This window comes from Desulfitobacterium sp. PCE1 (genome assembly GCF_000384015.1).
GTDB classification, from domain to species: domain Bacteria; phylum Bacillota; class Desulfitobacteriia; order Desulfitobacteriales; family Desulfitobacteriaceae; genus Desulfitobacterium; species Desulfitobacterium dehalogenans.
Genome location: NZ_KB913023.1, coordinates 1,189,048 through 1,214,773, shown reverse-complemented (window position 1 = coordinate 1,214,773; position 25,726 = coordinate 1,189,048). Strand labels below are relative to the sequence as shown.

26 protein-coding genes are annotated in these 25,726 nt (G+C 43.8%); 6 read left to right on the top strand and 20 right to left on the bottom strand.

The window, feature by feature from the left end; translation table 11 throughout:
• Positions 1-33: 33 nt before the first annotated feature.
• The 7 genes from DESPCE1_RS0105990 to DESPCE1_RS0105960 all read right to left on the bottom strand — a co-directional run bounded on the left by DESPCE1_RS0105990 (position 34) and on the right by DESPCE1_RS0105960 (position 5,762).
• On the bottom strand, positions 34-426 hold the full coding sequence (locus DESPCE1_RS0105990; protein ID WP_014793216.1) for a DUF2809 domain-containing protein: 393 nt from the start codon (positions 424-426) through the stop codon (positions 34-36).
• A gap of 329 nt (positions 427-755) precedes the next feature.
• On the bottom strand, positions 756-1,283 hold the full coding sequence (locus DESPCE1_RS0105985; RefSeq protein WP_019849802.1) for a GNAT family N-acetyltransferase: 528 nt from the start codon (positions 1,281-1,283) through the stop codon (positions 756-758).
• Between the two features lie 65 nt (positions 1,284-1,348).
• Complete coding sequence (locus DESPCE1_RS0105980) at positions 1,349-1,870, bottom strand: hypothetical protein (protein ID WP_019849801.1); 522 nt, start codon at positions 1,868-1,870, stop codon at positions 1,349-1,351.
• Between the two features lie 212 nt (positions 1,871-2,082).
• The gene (locus tag DESPCE1_RS0105975) at positions 2,083-3,219 is read right to left on the bottom strand and encodes an FtsX-like permease family protein (RefSeq protein WP_019849800.1); all 1,137 of its coding nucleotides are present in this window, start codon (positions 3,217-3,219) and stop codon (positions 2,083-2,085) included.
• A gap of 34 nt (positions 3,220-3,253) precedes the next feature.
• Complete coding sequence (locus DESPCE1_RS0105970; RefSeq protein WP_014793212.1) at positions 3,254-4,414, bottom strand: FtsX-like permease family protein; 1,161 nt, start codon at positions 4,412-4,414, stop codon at positions 3,254-3,256.
• Positions 4,411-5,109 (bottom strand): ABC transporter ATP-binding protein, encoded by a 699-nt coding sequence (locus DESPCE1_RS0105965; RefSeq protein WP_019849799.1) that lies wholly within the window; start codon positions 5,107-5,109, stop codon positions 4,411-4,413. Before DESPCE1_RS0105965 ends, DESPCE1_RS0105970 begins: the two co-directional genes overlap by 4 nt.
• A 71-nt stretch (positions 5,110-5,180) precedes the next feature.
• Positions 5,181-5,762: a DUF2318 domain-containing protein gene (locus DESPCE1_RS0105960; protein ID WP_019849798.1), complete on the bottom strand. Its 582-nt coding sequence runs from the start codon at positions 5,760-5,762 to the stop codon at positions 5,181-5,183.
• 314 nt (positions 5,763-6,076) lie between these two features.
• Between DESPCE1_RS0105960 and DESPCE1_RS0105955 the strand changes: the two genes are divergently transcribed.
• The 3 genes from DESPCE1_RS0105955 to DESPCE1_RS0105945 all read left to right on the top strand — a co-directional run bounded on the left by DESPCE1_RS0105955 (position 6,077) and on the right by DESPCE1_RS0105945 (position 9,114).
• The gene (locus tag DESPCE1_RS0105955) at positions 6,077-6,844 is read left to right on the top strand and encodes a ThiF family adenylyltransferase (protein WP_014793209.1); all 768 of its coding nucleotides are present in this window, start codon (positions 6,077-6,079) and stop codon (positions 6,842-6,844) included.
• 181 nt (positions 6,845-7,025) lie between these two features.
• Entirely contained in the window at positions 7,026-7,718 is a 693-nt protein-coding gene (locus tag DESPCE1_RS0105950; protein WP_014793208.1) for a response regulator transcription factor, read from the top strand.
• A gap of 4 nt (positions 7,719-7,722) precedes the next feature.
• A complete protein-coding gene (locus DESPCE1_RS0105945) occupies positions 7,723-9,114 on the top strand; it encodes a cell wall metabolism sensor histidine kinase WalK (protein WP_014793207.1) in 1,392 nt (463 codons plus the stop codon).
• Between the two features lie 37 nt (positions 9,115-9,151).
• Here DESPCE1_RS0105945 and DESPCE1_RS22930 read toward each other — a convergent pair whose 3' ends face one another.
• Complete coding sequence (locus tag DESPCE1_RS22930; protein WP_019849797.1) at positions 9,152-9,322, bottom strand: hypothetical protein; 171 nt, start codon at positions 9,320-9,322, stop codon at positions 9,152-9,154.
• Positions 9,323-9,783: 461 nt separating this feature from the next.
• On the opposite strand from DESPCE1_RS22930, the gene DESPCE1_RS0105935 reads away from it, so the two are divergent.
• Positions 9,784-10,326, top strand: coding sequence for a nitroreductase family protein (locus DESPCE1_RS0105935; protein WP_014793206.1), 543 nt, complete (start codon positions 9,784-9,786; stop codon positions 10,324-10,326).
• A gap of 116 nt (positions 10,327-10,442) precedes the next feature.
• On the opposite strand, the gene DESPCE1_RS0105930 is transcribed toward DESPCE1_RS0105935, so the two are convergent.
• A complete protein-coding gene (locus DESPCE1_RS0105930; RefSeq protein WP_014793205.1) occupies positions 10,443-11,018 on the bottom strand; it encodes a DoxX family membrane protein in 576 nt (191 codons plus the stop codon).
• A gap of 307 nt (positions 11,019-11,325) precedes the next feature.
• Between DESPCE1_RS0105930 and DESPCE1_RS0105925 the strand changes: the two genes are divergently transcribed.
• Complete coding sequence (locus tag DESPCE1_RS0105925) at positions 11,326-13,560, top strand: sigma-54-dependent Fis family transcriptional regulator (protein ID WP_019849796.1); 2,235 nt, start codon at positions 11,326-11,328, stop codon at positions 13,558-13,560.
• 356 nt (positions 13,561-13,916) lie between these two features.
• On the opposite strand, the gene DESPCE1_RS0105920 is transcribed toward DESPCE1_RS0105925, so the two are convergent.
• The 7 genes from DESPCE1_RS0105920 to DESPCE1_RS0105890 all read right to left on the bottom strand — a co-directional run bounded on the left by DESPCE1_RS0105920 (position 13,917) and on the right by DESPCE1_RS0105890 (position 20,293).
• Positions 13,917-14,642: a gamma-glutamyl-gamma-aminobutyrate hydrolase family protein gene (locus DESPCE1_RS0105920; RefSeq protein WP_014793203.1), complete on the bottom strand. Its 726-nt coding sequence runs from the start codon at positions 14,640-14,642 to the stop codon at positions 13,917-13,919.
• A gap of 397 nt (positions 14,643-15,039) precedes the next feature.
• Entirely contained in the window at positions 15,040-15,834 is a 795-nt protein-coding gene (locus tag DESPCE1_RS0105915; RefSeq protein ID WP_019849795.1) for an MBL fold metallo-hydrolase, read from the bottom strand.
• Positions 15,835-16,116: 282 nt separating this feature from the next.
• Positions 16,117-16,467 carry a type II toxin-antitoxin system PemK/MazF family toxin gene (locus DESPCE1_RS0105910; RefSeq protein WP_005817423.1) on the bottom strand — a complete coding sequence of 117 codons (351 nt, stop codon included), beginning with the start codon at positions 16,465-16,467 and terminating at the stop codon, positions 16,117-16,119.
• Positions 16,464-16,742: a CopG family ribbon-helix-helix protein gene (locus tag DESPCE1_RS0105905; protein ID WP_014793202.1), complete on the bottom strand. Its 279-nt coding sequence runs from the start codon at positions 16,740-16,742 to the stop codon at positions 16,464-16,466. Before DESPCE1_RS0105905 ends, DESPCE1_RS0105910 begins: the two co-directional genes overlap by 4 nt.
• A 229-nt stretch (positions 16,743-16,971) precedes the next feature.
• Positions 16,972-17,736: a type 1 glutamine amidotransferase gene (locus DESPCE1_RS0105900; RefSeq protein WP_019849794.1), complete on the bottom strand. Its 765-nt coding sequence runs from the start codon at positions 17,734-17,736 to the stop codon at positions 16,972-16,974.
• A gap of 3 nt (positions 17,737-17,739) precedes the next feature.
• A complete protein-coding gene (locus DESPCE1_RS0105895; protein WP_019849793.1) occupies positions 17,740-19,140 on the bottom strand; it encodes a MurT ligase domain-containing protein in 1,401 nt (466 codons plus the stop codon).
• A 136-nt stretch (positions 19,141-19,276) separates the two neighbouring features.
• On the bottom strand, positions 19,277-20,293 hold the full coding sequence (locus tag DESPCE1_RS0105890) for a 2-hydroxyacid dehydrogenase family protein (protein WP_019849792.1): 1,017 nt from the start codon (positions 20,291-20,293) through the stop codon (positions 19,277-19,279).
• A gap of 278 nt (positions 20,294-20,571) precedes the next feature.
• On the opposite strand from DESPCE1_RS0105890, the gene DESPCE1_RS0105885 reads away from it, so the two are divergent.
• A complete protein-coding gene (locus tag DESPCE1_RS0105885; protein ID WP_014793198.1) occupies positions 20,572-21,102 on the top strand; it encodes a gamma carbonic anhydrase family protein in 531 nt (176 codons plus the stop codon).
• Between the two features lie 175 nt (positions 21,103-21,277).
• Here the strand turns inward: DESPCE1_RS0105885 and alr are convergent, their stop codons facing one another.
• From alr to DESPCE1_RS0105865, 4 genes are all read right to left on the bottom strand, one after another.
• Positions 21,278-22,390 (bottom strand): alanine racemase, encoded by a 1,113-nt coding sequence (gene alr, locus DESPCE1_RS0105880; protein ID WP_019849791.1) that lies wholly within the window; start codon positions 22,388-22,390, stop codon positions 21,278-21,280.
• 10 nt (positions 22,391-22,400) lie between these two features.
• Positions 22,401-23,966 carry a bifunctional ADP-dependent NAD(P)H-hydrate dehydratase/NAD(P)H-hydrate epimerase gene (locus DESPCE1_RS0105875; protein WP_014793196.1) on the bottom strand — a complete coding sequence of 522 codons (1,566 nt, stop codon included), beginning with the start codon at positions 23,964-23,966 and terminating at the stop codon, positions 22,401-22,403.
• 92 nt (positions 23,967-24,058) lie between these two features.
• Positions 24,059-24,415: a holo-ACP synthase gene (locus DESPCE1_RS0105870; protein ID WP_014793195.1), complete on the bottom strand. Its 357-nt coding sequence runs from the start codon at positions 24,413-24,415 to the stop codon at positions 24,059-24,061.
• Positions 24,412-25,683 carry a histidine kinase gene (locus DESPCE1_RS0105865; RefSeq protein ID WP_014793194.1) on the bottom strand — a complete coding sequence of 424 codons (1,272 nt, stop codon included), beginning with the start codon at positions 25,681-25,683 and terminating at the stop codon, positions 24,412-24,414. The genes DESPCE1_RS0105870 and DESPCE1_RS0105865 overlap by 4 nt, the downstream gene beginning before the upstream one ends.
• Positions 25,684-25,726: the final 43 nt, after the last annotated feature.

Below are 25,726 nucleotides of genomic sequence, written 5' to 3'. Positions count from 1 at the left end.
TATATACATACTTTAAGTATGTATACGTATATGTCAAGGTAGGTAAGAGTTTATCAACCTATCTATAACTGCTCCCACCGCTACTCCGATGGTATAGGCTACTAAATCCCTCCACAAAAAGCCATACCCTAGCACCAAACCACCCAGCCGGGTTTGCCTTATAGCATCAATCCAGGGAGCATGATAAAGCTGACTGATTTCAATTCCAAAGGTGAAAAGCAAAGCTACTGCAGCAAGCCAGCCGGTTCCTTTCAACCTGAAAATAAAGCAAAACATAAAGAAAACCATAAGTGCCCATAGGGCATCTCCCAAGTAAAGATTGATTGTATAGGGCAAATACCCCGAAAACTGCCGGCTGCTTAAGCCAAGTATTATTGTTACTCCAACAAAGATAAGGTAAGTCCATCGATTTCTTTTTGCTGCCATAATCATTTCCTCTTTAAAACAATAACAACTATGCTTCAGTAACTCCTCCGGTGCTGATTATACTTAATTCTTCTCCACCTGTTTTAAGCATACAGAGTTATCCCATTAAAAGCAATTTTAATAAACTGAATACGGAAAGTGTAACGAGGCCGATTCCCCCACTCCTTTCCGTTAACTTTATCTTCTCATCGGGCAAGGGGAGCCTTTCCCTCACCCAGTCAATATATCTTTTACTATAGGTAAGTGTAACAATACTATTCCTGCAAATAGCACAAAAATCCATAAAACCATACTAACCACTCAGGCATCGCTCACCCCCACAGGTTAAGTTAAGACTGAAGATTATAATTTGATCTGTTTATTCTGGCCATTAGATATTCATCTTCATATTTTCCATTTCTTATTGCCGCCAAGCGCTTTATTCCTTCTTTTTCAAATCCAAACCTTTCATACAAATGTATGGCTCTAGCATTGTCTACAAATACAGTTAATTCGATTCTAACTAACATTAGCCAGTTGTCCGCAACATCTATAAGTCTTCCTAACAAGACACTGCCAACACCCTGATTTTGGTAGTCTTTATGAATCATTATACCGATAGCACCACTATGCCGCATGCGATGATTAGGATATACCGTTAAGCCTGCACTTCCTATTATCACTTCCTGTCCATCTTGAAGCCTGGCTACCGCCACAAATTGATGCTGGTTGACATCTAAGTTGGCGATAAACTCCTCATTCCTCTTTGCCCGCTCGGACGGAATGCCTAGAATATTTTCAAAAACGCCAGGCATACGCCTCAACTCATTTATACCTTTGCCATCACCAATTTCTATGGGTCGAATATGATACTCCATTCCTATGTCCTCCCGGTAAAAATTTCCGCAATGTTTCAACGATATGCAGCTGCTTTAAGATACTATCATTCTTCTAATTCCGAATCGCTTTCTCTCTTTAATCCAGCTGTTCTAATAAGATTCAATAGATTAACCAACCCCTGTGAACCAAGAAAAATGCCTATTCCAATAAGCAATTCGGTTGTTGGTCCTCCCAAAAAAAGCACCCTTAACCCGGTGGGTTCCGGTAATCCATAGCTAGCAGTATGCAGGCTGGGTAATTTAGTCACCAATTCCGGCAATGAGTGCCCAATAAAATAAAGTCCCAATACTGAAAAGCCTATTCTCTGTAGATCACTAGCCCCTAATCCGATGACCTCATTTTGATTCCTTTTTTTAACCAAAACTTTAGCTAATTTATCAGAAAAGTACCACAGTAAAACACCAAATAGAATTGTAATTAAAGAATAAAAAATGTTTACCATACTATAGTCAGCTATCATATTTGCCGCTACAGGTACATTAAGCGAAAGCAGTCTGGACCCTTGAACGATAAAGAATATCCCGATAAGCTTACACCCTATACTTGCAATCTCACGCTGGTTCATTCTTTTCCCCTCCCTTAAAACAACCCATTTCCTGCCGATTTCCCTTCTATGTATACTCCTTCATTTTTATCGTTTAACTTCGCTAAACCGGAATATATCTCCTTCTAATCCTTTAATCAGTATAAGATAATCTTGTCAACATAAATAAAAAAACAAGCACTGCATAACGAATTTTTACCTCATGCAGTGCTTGTTGGTGCGGATTCCTCACCTTATATGAACTTAAGAACATCCTGTAAATTCAGCTTAAGTATTCGCCATGCAGGATAAATCATTGCCAGCACTCCTACCAGAAGAGATCCGGCAATCAGGGCGCTTCCTAAACCGACGTAAGGCGCAAAGGCGAAGTTACTATAACCTAAAAGCGGTCCCAGTACAAGGGGGACAAAGACTCCTATGATATATCCTAGAAGGCTTCCAGTAAGGCTGGTGATCAGCACTTCACGACCAAGCAAGGATAGTATATGCCTTTGGCGAAAGCCAATAGCCCGAAGCACGCCAAGTTCACGAGCCCTGTCATGAACATTTCCGGCCAAAGTTACGATAATCACTAAGGCCCCGATTAACCCCATGGCTAAAGAGATGGTTGAGGAAAAGCTGGCAAAACGCTCCAGACTCTCTTTGGAGCCTTGGACAAGCTGAGTCACTTCTGTGACGTTAGCCGACCGTAGAACAGAAGTTAGTTGAGTTACGGTTTGTGCCGTGTCTTGCGTATTGAGTTCGATTAAAGACCATTCGGAGGTTATATCTGTAAGAGATCTAGCGGTATTGATCGTTGTAAATACTCCTTGGTCCTCTGCTCCTCCCGTTTCTTCCATAATTCCCACCACAGGGTACTTCCCTTTTCCTAAATCCAGGATATCCCCAATCTTCAGGTTAGAATTCATGGCCAACTGAGAACCGATTACCACCTGATTATCCTCGGCGACCCTACCTTCAATCTTCCACCAGGGCTTTATCTTAAGCTCTTGGTCAAAGTCAACACCGATAATCATGAAGGTCTTGCCCATGGCTTCTGCCGAGCCAATAACTTTGGGAGCAATGGTCACTTCCGAGCCCATCTCTTGGGAGATCATCTCTACAGCATCGGCGTCCAGCTTCTTGACCTCATACTCCACCCCGGAGACAGATAATCCTCCATAGCTTAAGTTCAGGTGCTCGGAACGAGGGCTAATCACTACATTGGCACCATATTCGGTTAAACTCTTCTGCAAATCTTCCTTCATTACCAGCGCTAGGATGGTTAAGGCAGAGATAGTGGAGACGATAAAGGCAAATGTCAGGATCAGAAATAGAGTTTTGCCCGGCCTTCTACGTAGATTTTCCAGGGCGATGTGGTTAAGTGTCATAAATACCCCCCGAGATAGAAGTAAAGCAGATTTTTTAGAAGTAACGCAGGGCTTCAGCAGGATCGAGCTTAGTTGCCTTCCAGGCTGGATAGATAGTGGCAAGGAAGCTGATCATCAGGGCAGCCACCAAGGAGTAAAGGGCAAGCATAGGCTGAAAGGGTATCTGAAGGGTAAGTTGAGCCAAAGAAGAGCCAAATTGCATAGCCAGCCCCATGCCCAAAACAAAGCCCATTAAACCTCCCAAACCGCCGACCAGACTGACTTCATAAAAGAACATGCGTAGTATATGCTTTTTCCGAAAGCCAATAGCTCGCAGAACCCCAATATCTCGCGTCCGCTCTTTAACAGCCGAGATCATGGACATAGCCACCACAAACCCACTGGTGATAAGCAGAATCACTGATATCACTGTAGCAAAAAGGCTAAATTGGGCGACGGTATCGTCCCTTGCTTCTAATGTGGACTGGAGAGCGGTCACTTTAGCATCGGGGAGTTTTTCACTTAATTGTAGGGTGACATCTTCAATAGGACAGGTGTAGCAAAGAACTGCTGCTTCAATAAGACTAATAGCAGTGGGCTTATGTTCAACTTTTTGCAAGGTGGGTAAATCCATAAAAATCGCCTGGTCATTTTCCATGGAGCCTGTGGGTTTGATAATTCCCCCTACCCGGAACATTTCTCCTTTAATCTCAACCTCATGTTGAGGGCTGAGATTAAGGATCCGTGCCACTTCACTACCGATCAGAATCTCGTCATCTTTTGGAAGTTGCCCATCTGCTAATCCATCAATAGTCCACCATTTTTTTAAGCGCAGCTCTTCAGCAAATTGTACTCCCACCAAAAGAACTTTTTTACTATCTATCTCCGCTTCAGCAAGCAATTTAGGAGATATGGTGGCTAAAGTCTCATTATTCTTGATGGTTTTCATCTCTGGAACCATGGCCATATCCAGCTCTTTTCCTGAGCTGGTTCCCACAGTTACTCCACCAAAGGATAAGGTTTCCCCTGTCTTAGGGAGAATAAGAAGATTGGACCCAAATTGGTCGATTTTATCGGCCACATCCTGTTCCATAGAGCGAGTGGTGGTAAAGAGAAAGACGCTGGAAGCCACACCGATGATAATGCTAAGCAAAAGCAAAAGGGCACGCTGCTTGCGCCGTTTTAAATTTCCCAGGGTAATGGTGAAGATCTTCATATTGTACCACCAACCACAGGCTGCGGATCCTTCTCAATGATTCCATCGCGAATCTGTACCCCATGGGAGACATAGGCAAGATTCTCTAGATTATGGGTCACCATGATAATGGTCTGCCCTTCTTTATTTAAGGACTGGAAGAGTTCCAGGATTTCCTTGGCTGTCTTGGTATCTAGACTTCCTGTCGGTTCATCGGCGAAAAGAATCACCGGATCATTGACAATGGCTCGGGCGATGGCCACTCGATTTTGCTCTCCACCGGAAAGCTGGTTAGGCAGCCGCATGGACTTTTTGCCTAACCCCACCTTTTTCAGAACTTTTTGAGCCATCTCCCTTTGGGCTTGATCCGAGTACTTGGTAATCGCTAAGGGAAGCATGACATTTTCTAAGGCAGTAAGATAGGGGATCAACTGATATTGCTGAAAGACAAACCCAATATACTCATGGCGGAAATCGGCTCTTCGCTCTTCATTCAACTCATAGATGTCAATATCATCGATTAAGACCTTACCCTCTGTGGGTGGGTTCAACGCACCAAGGATACTGAGTAAGGTACTCTTTCCCGACCCGGAAGGCCCCAACAAAGCTAGAAACTGACCTTGAGAAATCTGGAGATTAATATTTTTTAGGGCATGGACTGATCCTTCCCCGCCTTGATAGATTTTTGATACGTGATTGACCTTGATAAGACTCATATTCAACCCCCCTGCTGCTCAAGGCTGCTAACTATTTGATCTACCACTGAATTCAATTAAAATTCTACCAACTAAACTCTAGGCTTCCAAGCATCCAGTATCCCTTGATCCACTTCCAGGTTATCCCCATTTTGAGTATAGACTAAGCGATCAGGTGGATAAGCCTGGCATCCTCCGCTTAAGCCCTTAAAAGAGTTTAAGGTCCAGGTAGTGTTGCAAGCATTGCAGACAAGATTATCGCCTTCAATTCGGAAGGAATCACTGTTGCAGGGCTCGCAGATGCTTACAGCCACAACGACTTTTCCATCGGGCAGAGCTACAGCTGTAAGAGGAATGGTCTTATCATTGGCTTGGTACTGGGTATAGATAAATTTCTTTTCCTTAAGCTCGGACAAGGTGGTGACCACCACTTTGCCGTTTTCGGCATTGACGGGTGCCGTTTCGGCCTGCTGAAGAGGAGATCCGCTGTAATCGACCGTTTGACCAAGGGTTGCAACAGCATACTGATCCCCATCGGAGCTTCTGTTTCCTAAGAAAAAACTTCCCGCAATAATAGCGATTCCTAAGACAATCGCTCCACCAATCAAAGGCGCTTTGCTCTTTTTTTCAGGTTGGGTAAATTTCTCTTTTTTACTGTTCTGGTTATTGCTCATCAAATCTAACCCCCATAATTTTATTTTTATAATTCCGTACACTAAAAGAAATCTTTACAAATTAGCATGTCATAAATATAATCAATACACAAGTTTTTTTCAAGCAAACCTATCGTCTTTCTAATATTCTCTTTTTTTACTTCCAGCTTTGTCTAAGGCGCTACCTTTGGTCGTGTTAGTCCTGATGTCTGTGGACAAAATAATAGCTAAACACTCTCTTTCTTTGCCTAAAGCACTATGCTATACTGATTAACTGAAATCATAAAATTGACCTAATGGAATAGATAGACTTCTGAAAAACGAGGAGGATACTCATGCAGCATAAATTCTCTAGAACTGAGATTCTTATTGGTAAATCCGCATTGGAGAAGCTTAGCCAAAGCACAGTTATAATTTTCGGCGTAGGCGGTGTGGGATCCTATACCGCAGAAGCCCTGGCTCGGGCCGGTGTGGGGCACTTGATCCTCGTGGACTACGATGAGATTTGTTTGACCAATATCAATCGTCAGCTTCATGCTCTTCATTCGACCATCGGTAAAGCGAAAGTTGAAGTCATGAAGAACCGCATCCTGGATATTAACCCAAAGGCGAAGGTGGAAGCTATTAAAGAATTCTTCTCCGCCGAAAATGCAGAAAGCTTCTTGGGCAAAAAGCCGGATTATGTGGTGGACGCTATTGATACCGTCTCCGGTAAAGTTGCTCTGGCCAAAGAATGTATCCAGCGTAATATTCCCCTGATTTCCAGTATGGGAGCAGGCAATCGTCTTTCCGCTGAAAACTACCGTATTACAGACTTATCCAAAACCAGCGGAGATCCTTTGGCCAAAGCGGTACGGAAATTACTTCGCAAAGAAGGAATTACAAGGGGAATCAAAGTCGTATATTCTCCTGATCTCCCTCTCACACCCTTAGCTACGGAAGCCGATTGTCGAAATAATTGCATTTGTCCGGGGGGCGATGCCCATTGTGCCCTTAAACGGCAAATCCCCGGCAGCATTTCCTTTGTCCCCCCAGTATCAGGGCTTCTCATGGCAGGGCAGGTTGTGAATGACTTAATCGCAGGCTGTCCCCGCGAGGCCTAAGAAACAAAGAAGACCAAAAGCATACGGCTTGGGTCTTCTTTATTTTTACCGATGACTGTGATTTCCCCATGAAAAACTCATGAATTTCTTATGAATTCCTGGAACAATCTATGGATATTACTTTCCAACCGCTGCTTGGTCCACTAAAATTAGACTATGTTAAAAAAAGAGGTGAATCTCCATGCGAATTCTCTTAGTGGATGATGAAAAAAATATCAGCAATGTCCTTAAAGCCTATCTCCAGCAGGAAGGGTTTCATGTGACCACAGCGGTCAATGGCCTCGTAGCCTTGACCTTATTTAAAGAAAATTCCTACGATCTCGTCCTTCTAGACCTTATGCTGCCCGGCTTATCCGGTGAAGAAATCTGTAGGGAGATTCGTAAAATCTCGGCCACTCCTGTTATTATGCTCACAGCCAAGGTCGAACTGGAAGATCGGCTTCAAGGCCTTAACCTGGGCGCCGATGACTATATTAGTAAACCATTTAGCCCGCGGGAAGTTGTGGCTCGGGTCAAAGCAGTGCTTAGGCGAACCCATATAGAAACCTCTCCCCTTGCCGATAGTATCACCTACGATAATGGCTTGACCATTGATAACTCACGGCACGAAGTCCGTTTACTGGAAGAGGTCGTCTCCCTTACCCCCACTGAGTTCAAAGTTCTAGGTGCCTTAGCCAAATATCCGGGAAGAGTGTATTCCCGAGGGCAGCTGGTACAAATCGTCCAAGGGCATGATTTTGGCGGGGATGAACGGGTGATTGATGCTCATATCAAAAAACTCCGCCAAAAAGTCGAGAAAGTACCCAGTGATCCCAAAATCATCCTGACGGTCTATGGAGTCGGCTATAAATTCAACCCACATAAGGAGGAGTAAAACCATGCATAAACGCCTTTTTCTCTCCTCCCTAGCCATTATTCTCTTGACCTTATTGCTCAGCATTCTATCCGTTAACTTTGTGTTCCAAAAACATTTCAGTAATTATCTCGCCAGCTCCACTGAAAAGACTCTGGAGCAATTGCCCGAGCGTTTGAGCAGTAGTTTCTTCAGTCATGGTTGCTGGAATCCGGATTCCCTATATGATATCGCCCACTCCCTTCCCTTTGGAACCCATATCGTGATCAAAGAACCCTCTGGGGAAACTATCACGACCCTGATCAACCCCATGGAATCCATGCTACAAAATGATTCCGGCATGTGGATGAATATGGGTTTAAATTACGCCATTGAGGAATGGAAAAGCAAGACCCTCATGATCCCTGGGCCCACTGGAGTCTTTGCCATTGCGGAAGTTCGGTATCCGGCCAGGGCCAAGGTTCTGAACCCCGCTGATCAGTCCTTTGTCTCTGCTATCTACCAATCCTTGTTTCTAGCCGGGGCTTTTGCCTTGATCATTGGTACTATCCTGAGTTATTGGATCAGCCGGCGCCTGATTTCCCCTTTACAAGGGTTGACCGAGGCCGTACAGCGGGTGGGTGAAGGGCATCTGGATGAGCAAGTCCCCGTTACCGCTAAGGATGAAGTCGGTCAATTGGCTACCGCCTTCAATGGGATGGCCGAAAACCTGAAACGGCAGGAACAACTCCGCAAGCAGTTCAGTGCAGATATTGCTCACGAATTGCGCACTCCCTTAACCTCCATCCGCAGTTATATTGAAGCCTTCCAAGATAGAGTTCTTCCAGCAAGCAGCGAAAATCTTGCTGTCATTAACGAGGAAATTGAGCGGCTGGTCGAGTTATCCAGTGATCTTAAAGATCTCAATGTTGCAGAGATGGGAGCCTTGCATCCTCATTTAACTCAGGTCAATCTTTCCGAGCTTATAGATAAAACAGTGAATAAGATCTCCCCTCTTATCCAGGAAAAAGGCATTTCTTTAGAATGGCGTAAACCTGAATCAATTCTTATAGAAGGGGATGAGTACCTATTAACCCGCCTTTTCTACAACCTCCTTCACAATGCTTATAAATTTACGGAAAGCTTGGGTAAGATTGAGGTCCAAATGGAGCTTCGCCAAAAGGATGTACTGATGACCGTTTCCGACTCCGGAATCGGTATTCCAGAAGAAGACCTTCCCTTTATCTTTGAACGGTTCTATCGCTCAGAAAAATCCCGCTCACGTGCAACAGGTGGCACGGGCATCGGCCTCGCCTTAGTCCGACAGATCGCTCACCTTCATCAAGGAACACTAAAAGTCGAAAGCATCCTAGGCAAAGGAACCCAATTTATAATCATACTTCCGTTAGTAATCAAAGATGAGTCGACTCGTATCTAGAACAGAAAATTCATCTCATAATACCATAGATGTTCATTTAGATAAGATGTAGCTTAGTCCTCTGCACATTAAAGAAGCCATCAAATTCTGAGCCCGTTAAAAGCTCAACTTTGATGGCCAATTTCCTTTCTTGTAAGCCTTTCACATCCAGAGCTCGAAAGGCATTAAGTATAGCAGTAATAGTTACACCTACATCTGCAAATACCACTTCTAGATGCCCACCTATGCCCACAAGGATGTAACTGGCGACAAAGAGTACTAAAAACCCAAATGAATAGTTATTGTCTAAGACCGTTCTTTGTCTTTTCAGTACTATATTTGAAACAAATCCAGGGTCCAATAGTTTATAAGACTTATACCTCTTTAATATGTTCTAAGCCCTTTTCAAAAATATCCTTGACATGGTTATCGGACAGATCGTAAAGGAATGTGTTCACCATACGTATATGGATTTGTTACATTACAACGAAAATGCTATAGTTATATCATCAACAATTGATCAATCGTTCAGCTATTACTTGACAGATAATTGAACGAATACTTAATTATTAACCTAATCTTCTCACTTAACTTCATTTACTAAATGTTTGGATTGGAGTAAAATTAACTAAACCATTTGCCGAAGTCTGAAAAGAGGGAAAATTTAGCCTTTGGAGGAGAGATTATATCATGGATACCATCAAAGCCATTGGATTAAGAAAAAGTGTACGGAGCTATCTACCAAAATCTGTAGAAGCAGAAATAATTAATCAGCTTGTAAGAGCCGGCAATAGTGCACCTAAAGTAGGTTTTTTCCATACTTCAGTCATTGAAAATCCTGAAGTATTGAAGGAAATTAACGAAGAAGCCTTAGTCCAGTACAAAAACTCCGGCGACAAACTTCTCATGGGGCGGGCAGCACTCGAAGGCTACCAGCCCCTATATGGCGCTCCTGTATTCTTCCTCTTTTCTGCTCCTTTTGCTAACCCTCTGAAGGAGGCCACCACTTCCTGTGCCGTAACTTGCATTACCATAGCGGCAACGTCTCTTGGACTGGGTTCTTGTTATATTCATTCTGCCTTACAAGGTATCAAGGGAAACTCACAACTCATGGGAAAAATAGGCATACCCTTTGGTTTAACCCCTATCTGCGGAGTTGTGGTGGGCTATTCTGCCGAGGACTCCTTACCACCCTACCGCTCCACTGAAGAGAATGTGAATTATTGTCGATGAAAAAGCGCCTGTCCCGAAAATTATTTCGGGCAGACGCTCCCATTTCATATTGTCATAGACAACACAAGATATCTCTTTATTATATTTTAGAATTGTGTTGAGATAAATCCGGATTATTAGCCCGCTTGATTTATTCCCTTATTTATTGTGGTTCTATGACCGGCATCAACCGGAAAAAGATGTCTTAAGAACCCTTTGTTCAAGATGGGGAATTTGTCCACCAGTTTATTCATAAAGAAGCGATCTACTCCAATTGCCCCCGATGCTGCCGCAAAATATAAAATAACCAAGAACCCAATAACCATTTGGGGGTTAGAAGATACTGTACCCGAAAGTAAGAATGAAAAATTCATGGTTAGAGCAAAGAATGCTGCTAATGTGGTAAAACAGCCAAGAATAAGTCCCAGCCCGATCATTACTTCACCGGTTTTAACCATGAAAGCCATAATATCTGCATTAGGTAAAAACACATGGCTGATGAGCCAGCCCCAAGTGTCGGTTACATTGGCTTTCCCGGTTTTACCCGCAGCAGCTATAGCTCCTGCAGTCTGAGCCAGCCCTCCTTTTAAGAACCCACCGACTGACTCTCCGTTAAAACCGGTTTGGAATTTACCAATTCCGGCATTAAGAAAGTAGTAACCAAAGTAGAGACGGATCAATAGGGCTATAACGGATTTGATTGGATTTTTCATTTTAAACCCTCCTACAAATTATAATAATAGCAGTGCTTTTTGACCTAAGGAAGGCCTCCTCTTCCCTCCTCAGTAACACTTTTATCAACAAGAAGATTACTTTGCAAAAACTATGCCAACACTAGAAAGGCTTACTTTCCATGTTATATTAAGCAACAGTGGTTAACTAATTAACACCGTCAAGTTAACAGTGTTAACTTGGACCGAATTCACTTAATAAAATAGCTGTTAACACCAATGATAAAAAGTTAAAACAACACATTAGACTGCCATGAGTATAGCCTTAAATCGATTAGGGAGAACGATTATGCGAGATGAACTATTTGAATCCTTTCCTTTTGGGATAATCCGTATAGACTCCGATAACAAAATACAGCGGATGAATTATTATGCCAAACAATTGACTCATGCCCTGGATCATGAATCTTTAGAAATGCTTCTCAGTCTAAAACCGAAGAATGATATTACCTCATGGTCTGTAGCCAATCATCAAGTTGCTTTAAGTGTCGAACTCTTTATGGTAAGAGGCGATTCCCACCGCCTGCTTCTTCTCGGCTTGGAACCCAATTTTACATCCACACTCCCTCCTCAATTTGAAAGAGCACTTGAAGACCTGACCACCGATCCGGAAGAAATCGTATTGCGCATTGTGAATATGATCAGTGCGGCAACCTCTTTTGAACGTTTTGATTTGGTACGGGTAAATCCTCACCTTCGCAAATACAGCTATGCTTACTCCATCGGCTTGGGAATAGAAGGCACTTTATACGCTCCTTATTCTCAGATTCGCAAGACCGGTTTAGGCTGGATTCTGGAAACGGAAGCTCCCCAGCTGAGCTCCTCTCTTCAGCCGGAAAGTTTCTCTTTCAGTGAAGATCCTTTACTTTATCAGACAGGATTTCGTTCCGCTATGAGAGTTCCCATACTCTTTGGCCAGGAGGTAATCGGTGCCATCTTATTGGGCGGTACCAGATCTTTGCAATTTGAGATAGAAGATGCATATTTAATTAATCAGATTTCCCGGCACTTTAGCCAGGCCTTTTATCATTCCGGAATAATCGAGGAGCGTTCCTATCACGCAATAGCTACATCTGCCTTTTTGCACAGTATCGCGGGAAACCTTAAAGATGAGCACATCCTTGACTTTCTCAATGATTATTGCACTCAATTGCAGCTCGCTACTCAGCTTGAAAGCATACACCTCTGTCTTCTTGATCAGGAGCATCAAAATCAGAAACTCCTCGTTAGCGCTGGCAAAAAATTCCTTCAGGAAAACGAATGGAAACCTTTGAACAAGGAGATCGCCGAGATGCTCCAAGTAAAGAGTATTGTCTGTTATAGTTTAGCTCATACCCAAACTCAAAACACTGACGAGCTTTTGAACCAAGGTTTTACCTCCATTCTTTACGCCCCCATCGAACATCGGGAAAATATTGTAGCCGCGTTGGTGGCCGCTGCTATGGACGAAAAAGCTTCTTCCCCTCATATGTCCGGATTATTCAAAGTGGCTACAGAACAACTTAGCTCTATAGTAGCCCACCTCCAAGGCGTGCCCAATGCAGTCCCTGAACCAAAGCCTTTCCTGCAATCCTTTAAAAAAACAAGAAAAGATCCTCTACAGGATCAAGGAACTTCCGGGTTTTCACGGATTATCGGCAGCTCGAAAATCATGCAGGACACGATCCAAAATGCTGCTCGAGCCGCCCAATACGACTTCCCCATATTAATTACCGGCGAAACGGGAACCGGTAAAGAACTGCTGGCTAAAGCGATTCATCAATCAAGCCAAGTTGCTCAAGGTCCCTTTATTGTCGTTAATTCGGCGGCTATACCAGCTAATCTTTTAGAATCTGAGCTTTTTGGTTACCAGGAGGGAGCCTTTAGCGGTGGAGCAAAAGGAGGCAAGCCCGGAAAAATCCTTCTAGCCAATAGGGGAACCTTGTTTCTGGATGAGATTGGTGAACTTTCTCCGGAACTTCAAGCAAAACTATTAAGAGTTATTCAGGAGCAAGAAGTAGAACCTTTGGGGGCTATCAAGCCCATTCCTGTTAAGGTGCGCATCCTTTCCGCAACTCATAGAGACCTTAGTCAGATGGTTGAGCAAGGGGAATTCCGGGAAGATTTATTCTATCGTCTTAATTCTATTGAAGTCAAAATCCCTCCCTTGCGCGATCGAGGTCAGGATATTCTGGAACTAGCCGAGCATATGCTTCAATTCCTCGCCCAGAGTCATGGTACTCCGGAGAAAACCCTTTCTCCCAGCGCCCAAGGCCTCCTTCTCAAATACACTTGGCCGGGAAATATTCGTCAACTCCAAAATATTATTAATCGACTTTACGTTTTTGTAGAGGATTCCGTCATTCATTCGAAGGACCTGCCTCCCGACCTTCGGGTAGTTGAGACCGACAAAGGTAATTCTGAAAAAGAAGAAATCGAAAGTTTACTTGCTGAGTTTGGAGGAAACAAAACCGCTCTGGCTCAGTATTTGGGGATTACTCGGACAGGTCTTTGGAAAAAGCTTAAGCGCTTAGGTCTTCAATGAGGAACTGTATGAAAGTTTAAGTCTTAAAGTTAGAAGTAGGTAAGTACAATAAGAAACGACCTTATCTTAACAAACCTTTTATCAATAGAATCTCTTCAATTTCTCTTCAGGGATTTACATCAACTCCAGACTCATCTTATGCTCTTTCAATCTCATATTAAAGCGCTTTTAATACTAAAGGCCCCATAACATCAGTAATTCACTAATGTCACAGGGCCTTAAGTTGATTAATCAGGCATCCAATCTGTTGGCATTGTATCAATTACATATTATTAAACCCATCTTATTACTATGTATTCTTATGAAAGGATGTCAATTAAAAATCTGCAAATAACTTGATCGACTTAGTAAGATACTTACAGAAGCCTTTTTCTGTAATATCCTGCCCCTGCCTCCACGAACTCCTGGAATATTCTTTGACTGCTTTTATCCTTCATCATCACTTCAGGATGCCATTGCACTCCTATGCAAAAGCGTACGCCAACCTTCTCAATCCCTTCGATGATGCCATCGGGAGCGACAGCACTGATGAGAAATCCTTGAGGAACCTCAGAAACTGCCTGATGATGAACGCTGTTGACTGCGATCCGCTCTTCACCAAGGTAGGTTCTTAATTGAGATTCCATAAGGGTTACTTCATGCCAAGGGAAGTCACGAGGGCTTTTCATCTTATGTTCCATGGAGTCTGGACATTGGCTAACAATATCCTGAAAAATCTTTCCACCTGCAGCCACAGTCAGGACTTGAATCCCTTTGCATATCCCTAAGAGGGGAAGGTTCACTTCCAATGCCTTTTGGGTCAAAAGAATCTCACTGAAGTCCCGATCCGGCATGCAGTCCCCGATTCCCCGCAGAGGATCTTCCCCTAGCAGAATAGGTGAGATATCCCCCCCTCCTGTGAGAATAAGGCCATCGATAAGGGCAATGATTTCCTCGGCATCTTCAGCTGTAGCGAGAGGGGGCAATAGTATGGGCTGCCCCCCTGCTTGCATAACAGCTTCCACATAACGGGCTCGCGGATAGGATTTTAACTCCTCATTACAATGAGCAGCGGTTATGCCGATGACAGGTTTACGCTTCATTATGTATCTCCTCTCCATACATTTCTCTACACTGGACCTGAGCACCTAATTATTCGATTGCTCAGAGCCTCTTCCTTAAACATACTATTCGACTCTCTGTATTAAGTGATTCTAAGCTAAAGCTTGAGAAGTAAGTCAGCTTCCTCTATCACAGGGACGAAGCAGCGGTTATCTCCCACTTATAGCGGGTGGGAGTCTTATCCTTAATGAAAAAATAGAACTATACCCATGCCATAAAAAAACGGATTTCGATACAAAACGCACCGCAAACCCGCATAAATACTATGTTTTTTTACTTCCCGCCATTTTCTCTCCCTCTGAAAAACTGCGAATGGTGCCCAAATCTTGTATGGCTGGCTCCGTTGCCCGTTGCGTCAAATGCTCATAACTCTATAAATCAGGTTTCAATTATTTCCCCGCATGACAGATAAAACAAATTGGATATCTGTCGTGATAGACACTGAAATGCTTCTGTTCCCGTGCAATGACATGTATAGAATTGGATTTGGGGGTACTTTTGCAACTCTTGTGCAATATCATTCAATAAGGTTGTGGATACAGTTTTCCTAGTCAATGGATTGAACAAATGATAGCCACCAATGCATAGTTGTGGATGATATGATTCCGCTTTTTCCATAATATTGACAATGCCTGCATGACCACACCCCATTATAAGTGCCGTTTGCTTTTCTCTAACGATTAAGTTATGTTCGTGTAAAAAATCATCTTTTTGACCTTTTGCATACAAAGTATCATTGGCTTTGGAGTAACATTTATCTGTGTGGCTTACCGTAAACAGGCTCAATTCATCATCAATTTGGTAGTCACCTTCGACCAAGACAACCTGCGGATGGTTTTTAAGTTTATCGTCTATGCCAATACTCACTTTCAGAAAAATAGACTTGTTGAAATGTGGCTCAAATGCTTTCCTCTGCACATAAATTTTAGCAATTGAGTTGATTTGTAAAAAGCGGCTTAAAGCACCACCGTGGTCCATATGTCCATGTGAGATAATAACTGTGTCAACCTCAGAAAGATCAATACCTCTTGTTTTAGCATTATCAAAAAGAGTATTGTCAGGACCTAAGTCAAATAGAATTTTATGCTTTTGCGTTTCTATGTATAATGATAAGCCATGTTTAGCTTTTAATTCACATTTCGTTTGGTTCTCAACTAATACAGTAATTTTCATGCCGTTCCTCCGCGCAAGATTATTAAATTTCCTGTAGCTTTTTTTAATTCGCCTACAAGAGAGAAGCCTCATAATCTCACCGAGATAGACGAATTAGTATTATATCAAAAATTCTTCCGCATCTATTACTTTATATCCTTTATCCATTAATGCTTTAGCAAAAAGACCCTGTCCCCATTTGCACAAGAAATGAAGAGATATCAATAAACACAACAGCGTTAGTCATTCCAACCAACGCCGCTGTTGTGTTTATCTTATTGTTTAAATCGACTCTTATGCTTATTAAATATCAGTCAGCCCCAAGCTGATTTCGATCGCTTGATCCACTCTCAACATTACTTCTTCATCAAGAACGGCGACCTTCTCCTTGAGGCGGCTTTTGTCAATAGTTCGAATCTGTTCAGTCAAAATGACCGAATCCCGTTCTAAACCACTACGTTTTGCCCGCACCTCCACATGAGTCGGCAACTTTGCTTTTGCAATCTGAGATGTAATCGCAGCAATAATAGTCGTCGGACTAAACTGATTTCCGATATCATTTTGGATCACCAACACAGGACGGGTACCGCCTTGCTCGGATCCGACGACGGGGTTGAGTTCAGCATAGTAGATTTCCCCGCGTTTTATGATCATCTCTGACACTCCACATTAGAATCTTCATAAACCAATTGGACCTCTTCCTCTGTGAGGAACAGCTCTCTGGCAATGGCTAAGTTCAATTGAGCCATTTCCTCATAACCTTTACGCATTTGCTCGCGGATTCCCCGTTTCCGGCGTTCATGAAGAACACTGTTTATTGCTTCACGTATAAATTCGCTACGATTTCTATTTTCTAGCGTAACGACATCATCCACTTCCGCGAGCAAATTCTCCGGCAAACTAATCATTATCCGCTTACTTTCTGCCACACCAGCACCCCCAAGTCATTTAGCCACAGCTATACTTCATTATAGACAATAACCCTAAAAAGTGTCAACGAAGTATAACCTTGAGATAAGCTAAAAAACCTTCAAATCAGCCCTATTCGCCATGTAAATTTTGGCATCACATAGTTTTCTCCATTAATTAGCTTATTATTTTGGATTATATCTATTATATGAGTATAGCCTCAATGATATACTACCAATCTGTATTCTGCTAAACTTTCTTCTGCTTTGAAAGAATTCGATCTACTACGGTTTCATGAGCAAGTATTTCTAATCGATCATCTAAAGGAACTAAGTTTTTAGCCCCTCCTCCTCTTTCCATGGCTAATCTTAGCAACATATCCGCAAAATGAGGGTTCTTAGGTAAAAGCGGGCCATGGAGATAGGTTCCAAAGACATTTTTATAACGCATGCCCTCACCTTGATCCTCACCATTATTCCCGTGACCATGGATGACTTTACCTAAAGATTTCAGCTCAGAGCTAAAATAGGTTCTCCCCGAATGATTTTCGAATCCTACCAAAGTGGACAGGGTGTTGGAACTCGCCTCTGTCAGCTCTTCAATCTCTAAGTTCACTACCACATTGCCTGTTAAGCGGTTGGCACCTGCAACGGTCCAGAGATCCAAAATCCCCAACCCGGGAATCCTACGCCCTTCAGTGGTCTGATAGTATTGCCCCAGAAGCTGATAACCACCGCAGATAGATAATACTACAAGCCCATCTTCAATTGCTGCTTTTAATTCCTCGACCCGCCCCATAAGGTCAGCCACGAGTATGCTTTGTTCCCGATCGGATCCGCCCCCAAGAAACAGAATGTCCAAGGAATGAAAATCAATCCTTTCTCCTAGAGACACATTCTGAACCTCAAAGTCTAGCCCACGCCAACGAGCTCGTGCTTCTAAAGTAAGAATATTTCCTCGATCTCCATAAAGATCCAACAAATCCGGATAAAGATGGCAGAGTTTAATTTTCAAGGGTCACCCCTCCCCCCTTTGGATTTGCTGCGTAAAGCTCGGCTTGCTTCCCTTAATTTGCTTGTTCACCAGAATTTCCCGCATAGGAAAAAGTAAGGTATAGGTAGGGAGAATAAAGATGCTTTCCTGCCCTTCTGAGCCTTCGTGTACTTTCTCCAGAGCATTGCCCATTTCGCGCTCAAGGTACAGCTTGCTCACTGGTACTCCTGCATATTTGAGACGAACCGCCATATCCTCCGCCCGAAGCCCAGAACAAACTATCCTTTGAATCCGCTCCTCCTCCTGACCTAAGCACTCAAAATCTACATCCCACAACCAAGAGATATCTCGACCATCAGCCGCTAGATCATTAATACCAATGAGCAGACGAATGGGGCGTTCTTTACGACTTAATACAGTCTGAATCACTTGATTAAAGCCGGTGGGATTCTTAACCAGAGTCAAGGTAACCGGCCCTTGGGGTAAGATGAATTGCTCCATGCGGCCAGCCTGGGGTACGAATTCCCTTAAGCCTCTCTGAATTTCCCGATCTTTTATTCCTATACGCTTGGCTGCCGTCATGGCAGCTAAAGCATTATAAAGATTATAATATCCTTGCAGAGCTATGGAATAGGAAGTCGGTTCCACCTTAAATTGTATTCCATCTTCACTTGCTTTCACACTTCGAGCCAGTACAGGGGGGTCCGGACGCTTATAACCGCAAGGACAAGCATAGATTCCTAATTGACCATAATGGTAAAGTGTATAGGCCAGTTCTTCTCCACAATGAGGGCAGAATCTCGCCTCCCGGGTCTCTGTGCTGTAGGTTTTGCTGTCCGGAGTTTGCTCTACCCCATAATACAGGGTATGGACTCGATCCCGACCAAACTGAGCCACCAGGGGATCATCAGCGTTGAGAATCAAATGAGTCTGAGGGGGAATGGCATCCCGAACTAGTTTGATGGTGGTATCCAGTTCTCCATAGCGATCCAACTGATCCCTAAAAAAATTCGTTACGATGGCTATTTGAGGGATAACCTGCTGACAGAATTTCGGTACCGTAGCCTCATCCACTTCTAAGAGAGCCATCTTCACTTTGGCTTGTCCTCCCCAACCGGTATTTGCGAGCAGCGCACCGGTAATCCCTGTGACCAGGTTAGCCCCTGCTTGATTAAACGCAAAGGTCTTCCCGTCTGCCTTTAGGATCTGAGCTAGGAGGTTGGCTGTAGTCGTCTTTCCATTGGTTCCCGTCACCATAATAATTCCGTCCGTATAGGCACTGCTCAGCATGCCCATGAGACGGGGTTCAAGATTCAAGGCTATTTTACCAGGCAGGGTTGTCCCTTTTTTGCCCAGAAGCTTTAATATACTGCTTATTCCTTTACCTGCCCATAGGGCAAACCAAAAGCGGCTTGTTCGTCTCACACCTGTATCTCCTTTTCATCCGATGTCCCAATTTTAGCATTCCTTAAGGGGCTATATCAAGGATTACACACAGGTTCCTGTTAGAACTCTTTCGAAATAAAGAAGGGAACGGACTTTACCGTTCCCTGCGACGTTCTTATTTTGCTGTCATAATCCTATTCTTCAGATGATTTGCATTGACACAAGTCAAAGGAGCTTTTCCCTTCAGCACGGCTATGATATTTTCGGCAGCAATAGCGGCCATGGCATCCCTTGTCTCAACCGTAGCATTTCCGATATGAGGAGTAAGGACGACCTGATCCAACTTCTGCAGCCCTTCTGTGATCTGAGGTTCAAACTCATACACATCAAGGGCTGCTCCAGCAATGGTTTTGTTTTCCAGAGCCTTCAACAAGGCTTTCTCATCTACCAAAGCTCCTCGGGCGGTATTGATCAGATAAGCCGAAGGCTTCATGGCTTCCAGCTCCTTAGCACCGATCATATGATGAGTGGCAGAACTATAACTTAAGCTTAAGCTTACAAAATCCGCAGTTTTTAGCACGTCTTCCAAGGACATATAAGTGAACCCAAGCTCCCTCTCTTGTCGAACCGAAAGGCGTGTTCGGCTAGTATAGACGATTTTCATATCAAAGCCTTTAGCCCGTCGGGCAATAGCTTGTCCGATATTTCCCATACCAATAACACCGAGGGTTTTTCCTGTGACATCAACACCCAGATGGTACAGAGGAGCCCAACCCTTAAAGCGTCCGGCACGGGTCTCTTTATCCCCTTCGACAATGCGGCGAGCGATAGCAAGAATAAGACCAAAGGTCAAATCCGCTGTAGCATCTGTGGACACATCAGGAGTGTTGGTTACAGGAATGTTGGCTTCTCCTGCCGCAGCAATATTGATATTGTTATAGCCCGCTCCATAATTAGCAATCACCTTAAGCTGAGGGTTGGCTGCGATAATATCTTTATCAATAGTATCGGACAAAAGGCAGAGCAGAGCATCTTTTCCTTCCAAACCTGAGATAATTTCCTCCTTGCTCAATAGGCGCAGATCGTCATGCATATTCACCTCAAAATCCTTAGAAAGAAGCTCATAGGCAAGTGAGGGAATCCTTCCAGTGATAAATACCTTTTTCTTCTTGGAATGGTCGCAACGTTTCATATATTAAAACCACCTTTCGCAGTGTAAAACACCATTTACTGGCTATAAAATATCATAGCCATCTTATTAATACAATAGCTGGAAAAAAAGCTTTTATCTTTAAAATACTGTTATATTTAAAAACGTTCTAATAAGAGAGATAGTTCAGATAAATTAGCGGATTCTGAGTGTCTGGTCAATATACTGGACAGTACAAAAAAATCATTTTATAATTTAAGAGTCAATTTCCTTTTGGTAAAATCTATCAATATTGATTAAAAGTTAGGAGGAGAAGCCCATTGCTATATTCTTATATGGATAAAAAACCTTCACTAGGTAAGGATGTCTTCATTGCAGATGGAGCAAAAATAATCGGAGATGTACATATCGGAGATGGAGCTAGTATTTGGTACAATTCCGTACTTCGCGGTGATATAGCTTCTATTTATATTGGTAAACGATCAAATATTCAAGATCTCACCGTAATCCATGTTAACACCAATGTGTCGGTAGTCGTTGAAGACGATGTTTCAGTAGGCCACTCCGTTACCTTACATGGGTGTACCATTAAGAAAGGCTCAATGATCGGAATGGGCTCCACGATTCTTAATGGGGCTATTATTGAGGAAGGATCTCTGGTGGCTGCTGGCTCCCTCATTACAGAGAACAAACACTTTCCTCCTCATGTTCTGATTATGGGATCGCCTGCTAAAGTGGTGAGGGAACTCACCCCTGAGGAAGTAAACACCCTTAAAACAACAGCCGACCGATACTGCCAAAGAGCACAAGAACATCGGGAGAATAATCCCCTTCCTATAACAGATTTTTAGACTCTTTCCAAGTCCAAAGAAATTTAAACTAAGGCTGCGCTTACACTACTTCTCTGTAGAAAGCGGAGCCTTTAACTTTGCCTAAATCCTTCAATACTAAAGAAAAAAAGCACCTTCCACAATAGGGAAAGTGCCCGACCTAACGCTAATTACGCCATAATGTAAAGATCCCTCTTTACTTAATATATATCCGTGGAACTCGCTTCGATATTCCACACACAATTTCATAATTTATGGTATTTAACCAACCGGCCATTTCGGTGGCATCGATCCGTTCATACCCATCCGTACCAAGTAAAGTAACCTCATCGCCCATTTGTACATCCGGTACTTTCGTGACATCCAGCATAGTCTGATCCATACAGATTCTCCCGATCATGGTCGTTCTTCTGCCTTTAATTAAAACTTCACCCTTATTGGACAGACTTCGGCGCAGACCATCAGCATAGCCAATGGGAATCGTCGCCACTCGGGTGGGATAGGCCGTTCTGAAGGTCCTGCCATAGCTTATGGTTTCCCCTTGGGGAACCATCTTTATATGACTAATTCTGGCTTTCCATGAAAGTACAGGCTCCAGGCCAATATCATTACCCACATGCCGGGAGGGAGGAAGTCCATAAAGGATAATCCCCGGCCGCACCATCTCCAAGTGGGCCTCCGGCATCTGCAGCAGAGCTCCACTGTTGGCCGCATGTCGGATGGGTATATGGACTCCTTGTGCTTTGATTCTGTCACAAATCGCCAAAAACTCCTTCAATTGCTCTCGGGCAAACCTTAAATCTCCATGATCAGCCGTGGCAAAGTGGGTATAGATTCCCTCTATGTAAAGACTAGGCAGCTTGGTACAGTCGAAAAGTTCCTCCCAATCCTCTTCTCTAAAGCCAATACGCCCCATTCCTGTATCCACCTTAAGATGAATTACCGCCTTCTTGCCTTGTCTCTTAGCTTCTTCCGACAAGAGTACCGCTTGCTCTAACCGATACACCCCGCAGATAATATCTTCTTTAATGATTGTTGCTAAGGATTCCATGGGCAAAGAACCGATGAGCATCACCTTTATATCCGGATACGCCTTCTTAAGCTCTAAGGCTTCATCCAATAAAGCAACCCCAAAACGACGAGCACCTTTTTTATAAAATACTTCTACTACCTGTGAGGCTCCATGTCCGTATGCATCGGCTTTGACTATCGGCATGATTTCACTTTGGGTCAATGCCTGAATCCGGTCATAATTCCTCTGCAGAGCTTGTAAATTGATTTCTGTCCAAACCGGCCGTCTATTTTCCATGGTGCCCTCCTTAATGATTATTTTCCAAACTTCTCCGTGCCTTGGGCAGCTGATCAGCCACCTCACCGGCCGTATATCCGCTTAAGCCGAATTCGCCGGTCAATTGATCTGCTGCCTTACCATGAAGATACACTCCCAAACAGGCTGCAGCTAAGGGTTCTACCCCTTGAGCCAACCAGGCTAAAATACTTCCTGTAAGTACATCCCCCGTCCCTCCGGTTCCTAATCCTGGATTACCGGTAGGATTAAGGAATGCTCGTCCGTCCGGGGCGGCAATAATGGTAATAGCCCCTTTGAGGATAATAATGCTCTCCCATTCTACAGCCTTACTTATGGCTAGTTCAAGCCGATTAGCTTGAACTTCTTCCGTTGTACACCCACACAGACGAGCCATTTCTCCGGGATGGGGAGTAAGGATCAAGGGTCCCCGCCCCTGACGCCAACCCAAAATTCCTGGTTCCTTGGCTAAAATATTCAATGCATCGGCATCGAGAATTACGGGAAGGGAAAGATTGCGTAGAACTTCCTCTAAAACCAGCAGCAACTCGGGATCTTGTCCTAATCCCGGACCTATGGCTAATGCCTGGGCCTTTTCAGCTCGTTCATAAATCACAGACCAAGCATTGCCATTGAGGGCTTTTTCACCTTCTGCACCCCAAACCGTAGCCTCTATCAAAGCAAGATCCATTCCTTCCGCAAGCCCATAGGGAACAACCATCTGCAATAAACCTATTCCAGATCGTAGGGCGGCTTTACCGGCTAACAAGGCGGCACCGGTCATTCCTTCTGAACCTGCCACCAAAACCCCCCGGCCGTGGGTCCCCTTATGCCCTTGAAGACTGCGGATGGGTAAATATTGACGCACATCCCCCGTTAATATGAATGTAGTCAAAGTCTCATCATCCAAATAACGTGCCGGAATCGAGATAGGGTCCACAATGACCCGACCTGCATATTCAGGTCCTACCCCTAAAAAATGGCCGAGCTTTGGCAGACCAAAAGTAACCGTGGTATCGGCTATAATGGCCTTGCGATAGATTTTTCCCGTATCCGCTTCCACGCCACTGGGGATATCTACAGCGACAACAGGTACCTGGGCGCGATTGATTTCCTCCACATACTCTTCAATTAAGCTGGGCAGAGCACCACGAAACCCTGTCCCATAGATAGCGTCTATAATCACATCAGCCTGAGCTAGAGAGATTCTCGCCAATCTGCGCTGTTTTTCTCCATCGATGGTGAAAAGTTTGCCTCCGGTGTTTTGGTATAACCTATAGTTGAGAGCTGCATCACCTTTGAATTCTTCAACCCTGGCGAAAGAATAGACGGTTATATCCATCCCTAAGATCAGGAGATGCCGAGCAACAGCTAATCCATCCCCTCCATTATTGCCTTTACCTACAAAGACTGTAGCCCTCCCCTCCGACAATTCAATATGCCGGTGTTCGAGCATTTGACGTATTTCTTGGACCACGGCTAAAGCTGCATTTTCCATGAGCAACAAACTTGGTATACCAAAATCTTGAATCGCCCTTTCTTCGAGTTCTCGCATTTGTTGGGCACTGACCACTCTCATAGCTACACCCCCATATAAAGGAAACTTACTTCAGGTGGAGTTTTGACTCCACCTGAAGTTTAGTTGACTTATCCACGCAATGGATAACCTTCCTAAAAAAGTATGGCCATTCCTACAGCGTACTCTTTCTCGTGGGATAGGCTTATTCGGATCTGGGATCCTCCTCGTGTATGCAATACTATCTCAGCTTTTTCCGTAAGGAATACGATAGGTTCCCCCAAGTCATTGCTAAGGATTTCAATATCATGCCAGGATAGTCCTCTTAGTCCTGTTCCTAAAGCTTTAAGGACTGCTTCTTTACCCGCAAAACGCGCTGCCCAACTGGGTGCCGCTTTATGTTGTAAACTCTCAATCTCACGAGATGTAAACAATCGCTCCCGAAGTTTGGGTGTTCGCTCACAGGCTTTAGCAAAGCGCTGAATTTCTACGATATCGACTCCCGGGATCATAGCAGACCTCCATCTTCTATAGTCGTTAAGGGCAAATGCATGGTCACCGTCGTCCCTATATTAGGTTGACTCCGAATTTGTAAGCCATATTCTTCACCGTAATGTCCAATTAAACGTTCATGGACATTAGCCATACCCACTCCATTACCTGAGCCGACACCGGGCTTTAGCACTTCTTGCAAACGTTCCGGCTGTATTCCCACTCCATCATCTGCCACAATAATATAAAGTTCCTGACCTATTTGCTCCACTTTCACGGAAACGACTCCATTGCCGATTTTCTCCGTAATCCCATGTTTGACAGCGTTTTCCACAAGGGGTTGAATGCTTAAGCGTGGGACCAATGCATTCATGAGCTCTTCGGGAATCTCTCCTTTAAAATGGAGCTTACGCCCAAAGCGAGCTTTCTCGAGAATTAAATAGGTTTTTACAAAACTCATTTCCTCCCGCAGAGTGATCAAGCTGCCGTGGGATTTGAGGGCCTTACGGAAAAATTCCGCAAGATGAATCAACAACCGTCGCGAACGATTAGGGCTGGTACGGCTGGTGGCAATTATGGTATTGAGTACGTTGAAAAAGAAATGGGGATTGATTTGGGCCTGCAATGCATTCAACTGTGCTTCCGCAGCCAGTTTTGCTTGGTGGTCAAGCTCTGCTAGTTCGATTTGAATCCCCAGAAGCTCTGCCATCCCAATAGCTAAGCGAATAAGATCCGATGAAAGCTGTCCATCCTTTGTCTCATACAGTTTCATGGTTCCCACCACTTCACCCTGACACTTCAGAGGTACGATGACAGCCGCCGCTAGTGGACAATCACAGATGTTCTGTCTAGGGCAGTTCAGTTCTTTTTGAGTTCGTACTATCTTATAAACTCCGGATTGGATCACATCTCGTGTCGCCCGGGTAAGAATTTTATCTCCCGGATGATGCTGATCACATCCCACACCTAAATAGGCTAGTTGCTTTTCACGGTCCGTGATCGAAACAGCTGCGACCTGCCCGATCTCTTGAATGATTTTGGCGATGTATTCTGCATTTTGCTCATTAAGCCCTCGGCGTAAATAAGGAAGAGTCTGGTTAGCTATTTTGAAGCTGAGTTCCGCATTCCGCTCTGTAGCTTGCCGCGCAGCTTTTTTATATTCAAGATTTAGATGATACAAAAGAAAAAGTGTGTTGCCTATTAAAAATGGAATTAACAGCTTCATCTGGCTTGTTACTAAGACCAGCATTAATTCCACGCCAAGTATAACTAAGCTTTGAAAGATCATCTATCATCCCTCATGTCCTCTAGAATTCATAGAGTGTTTCGAC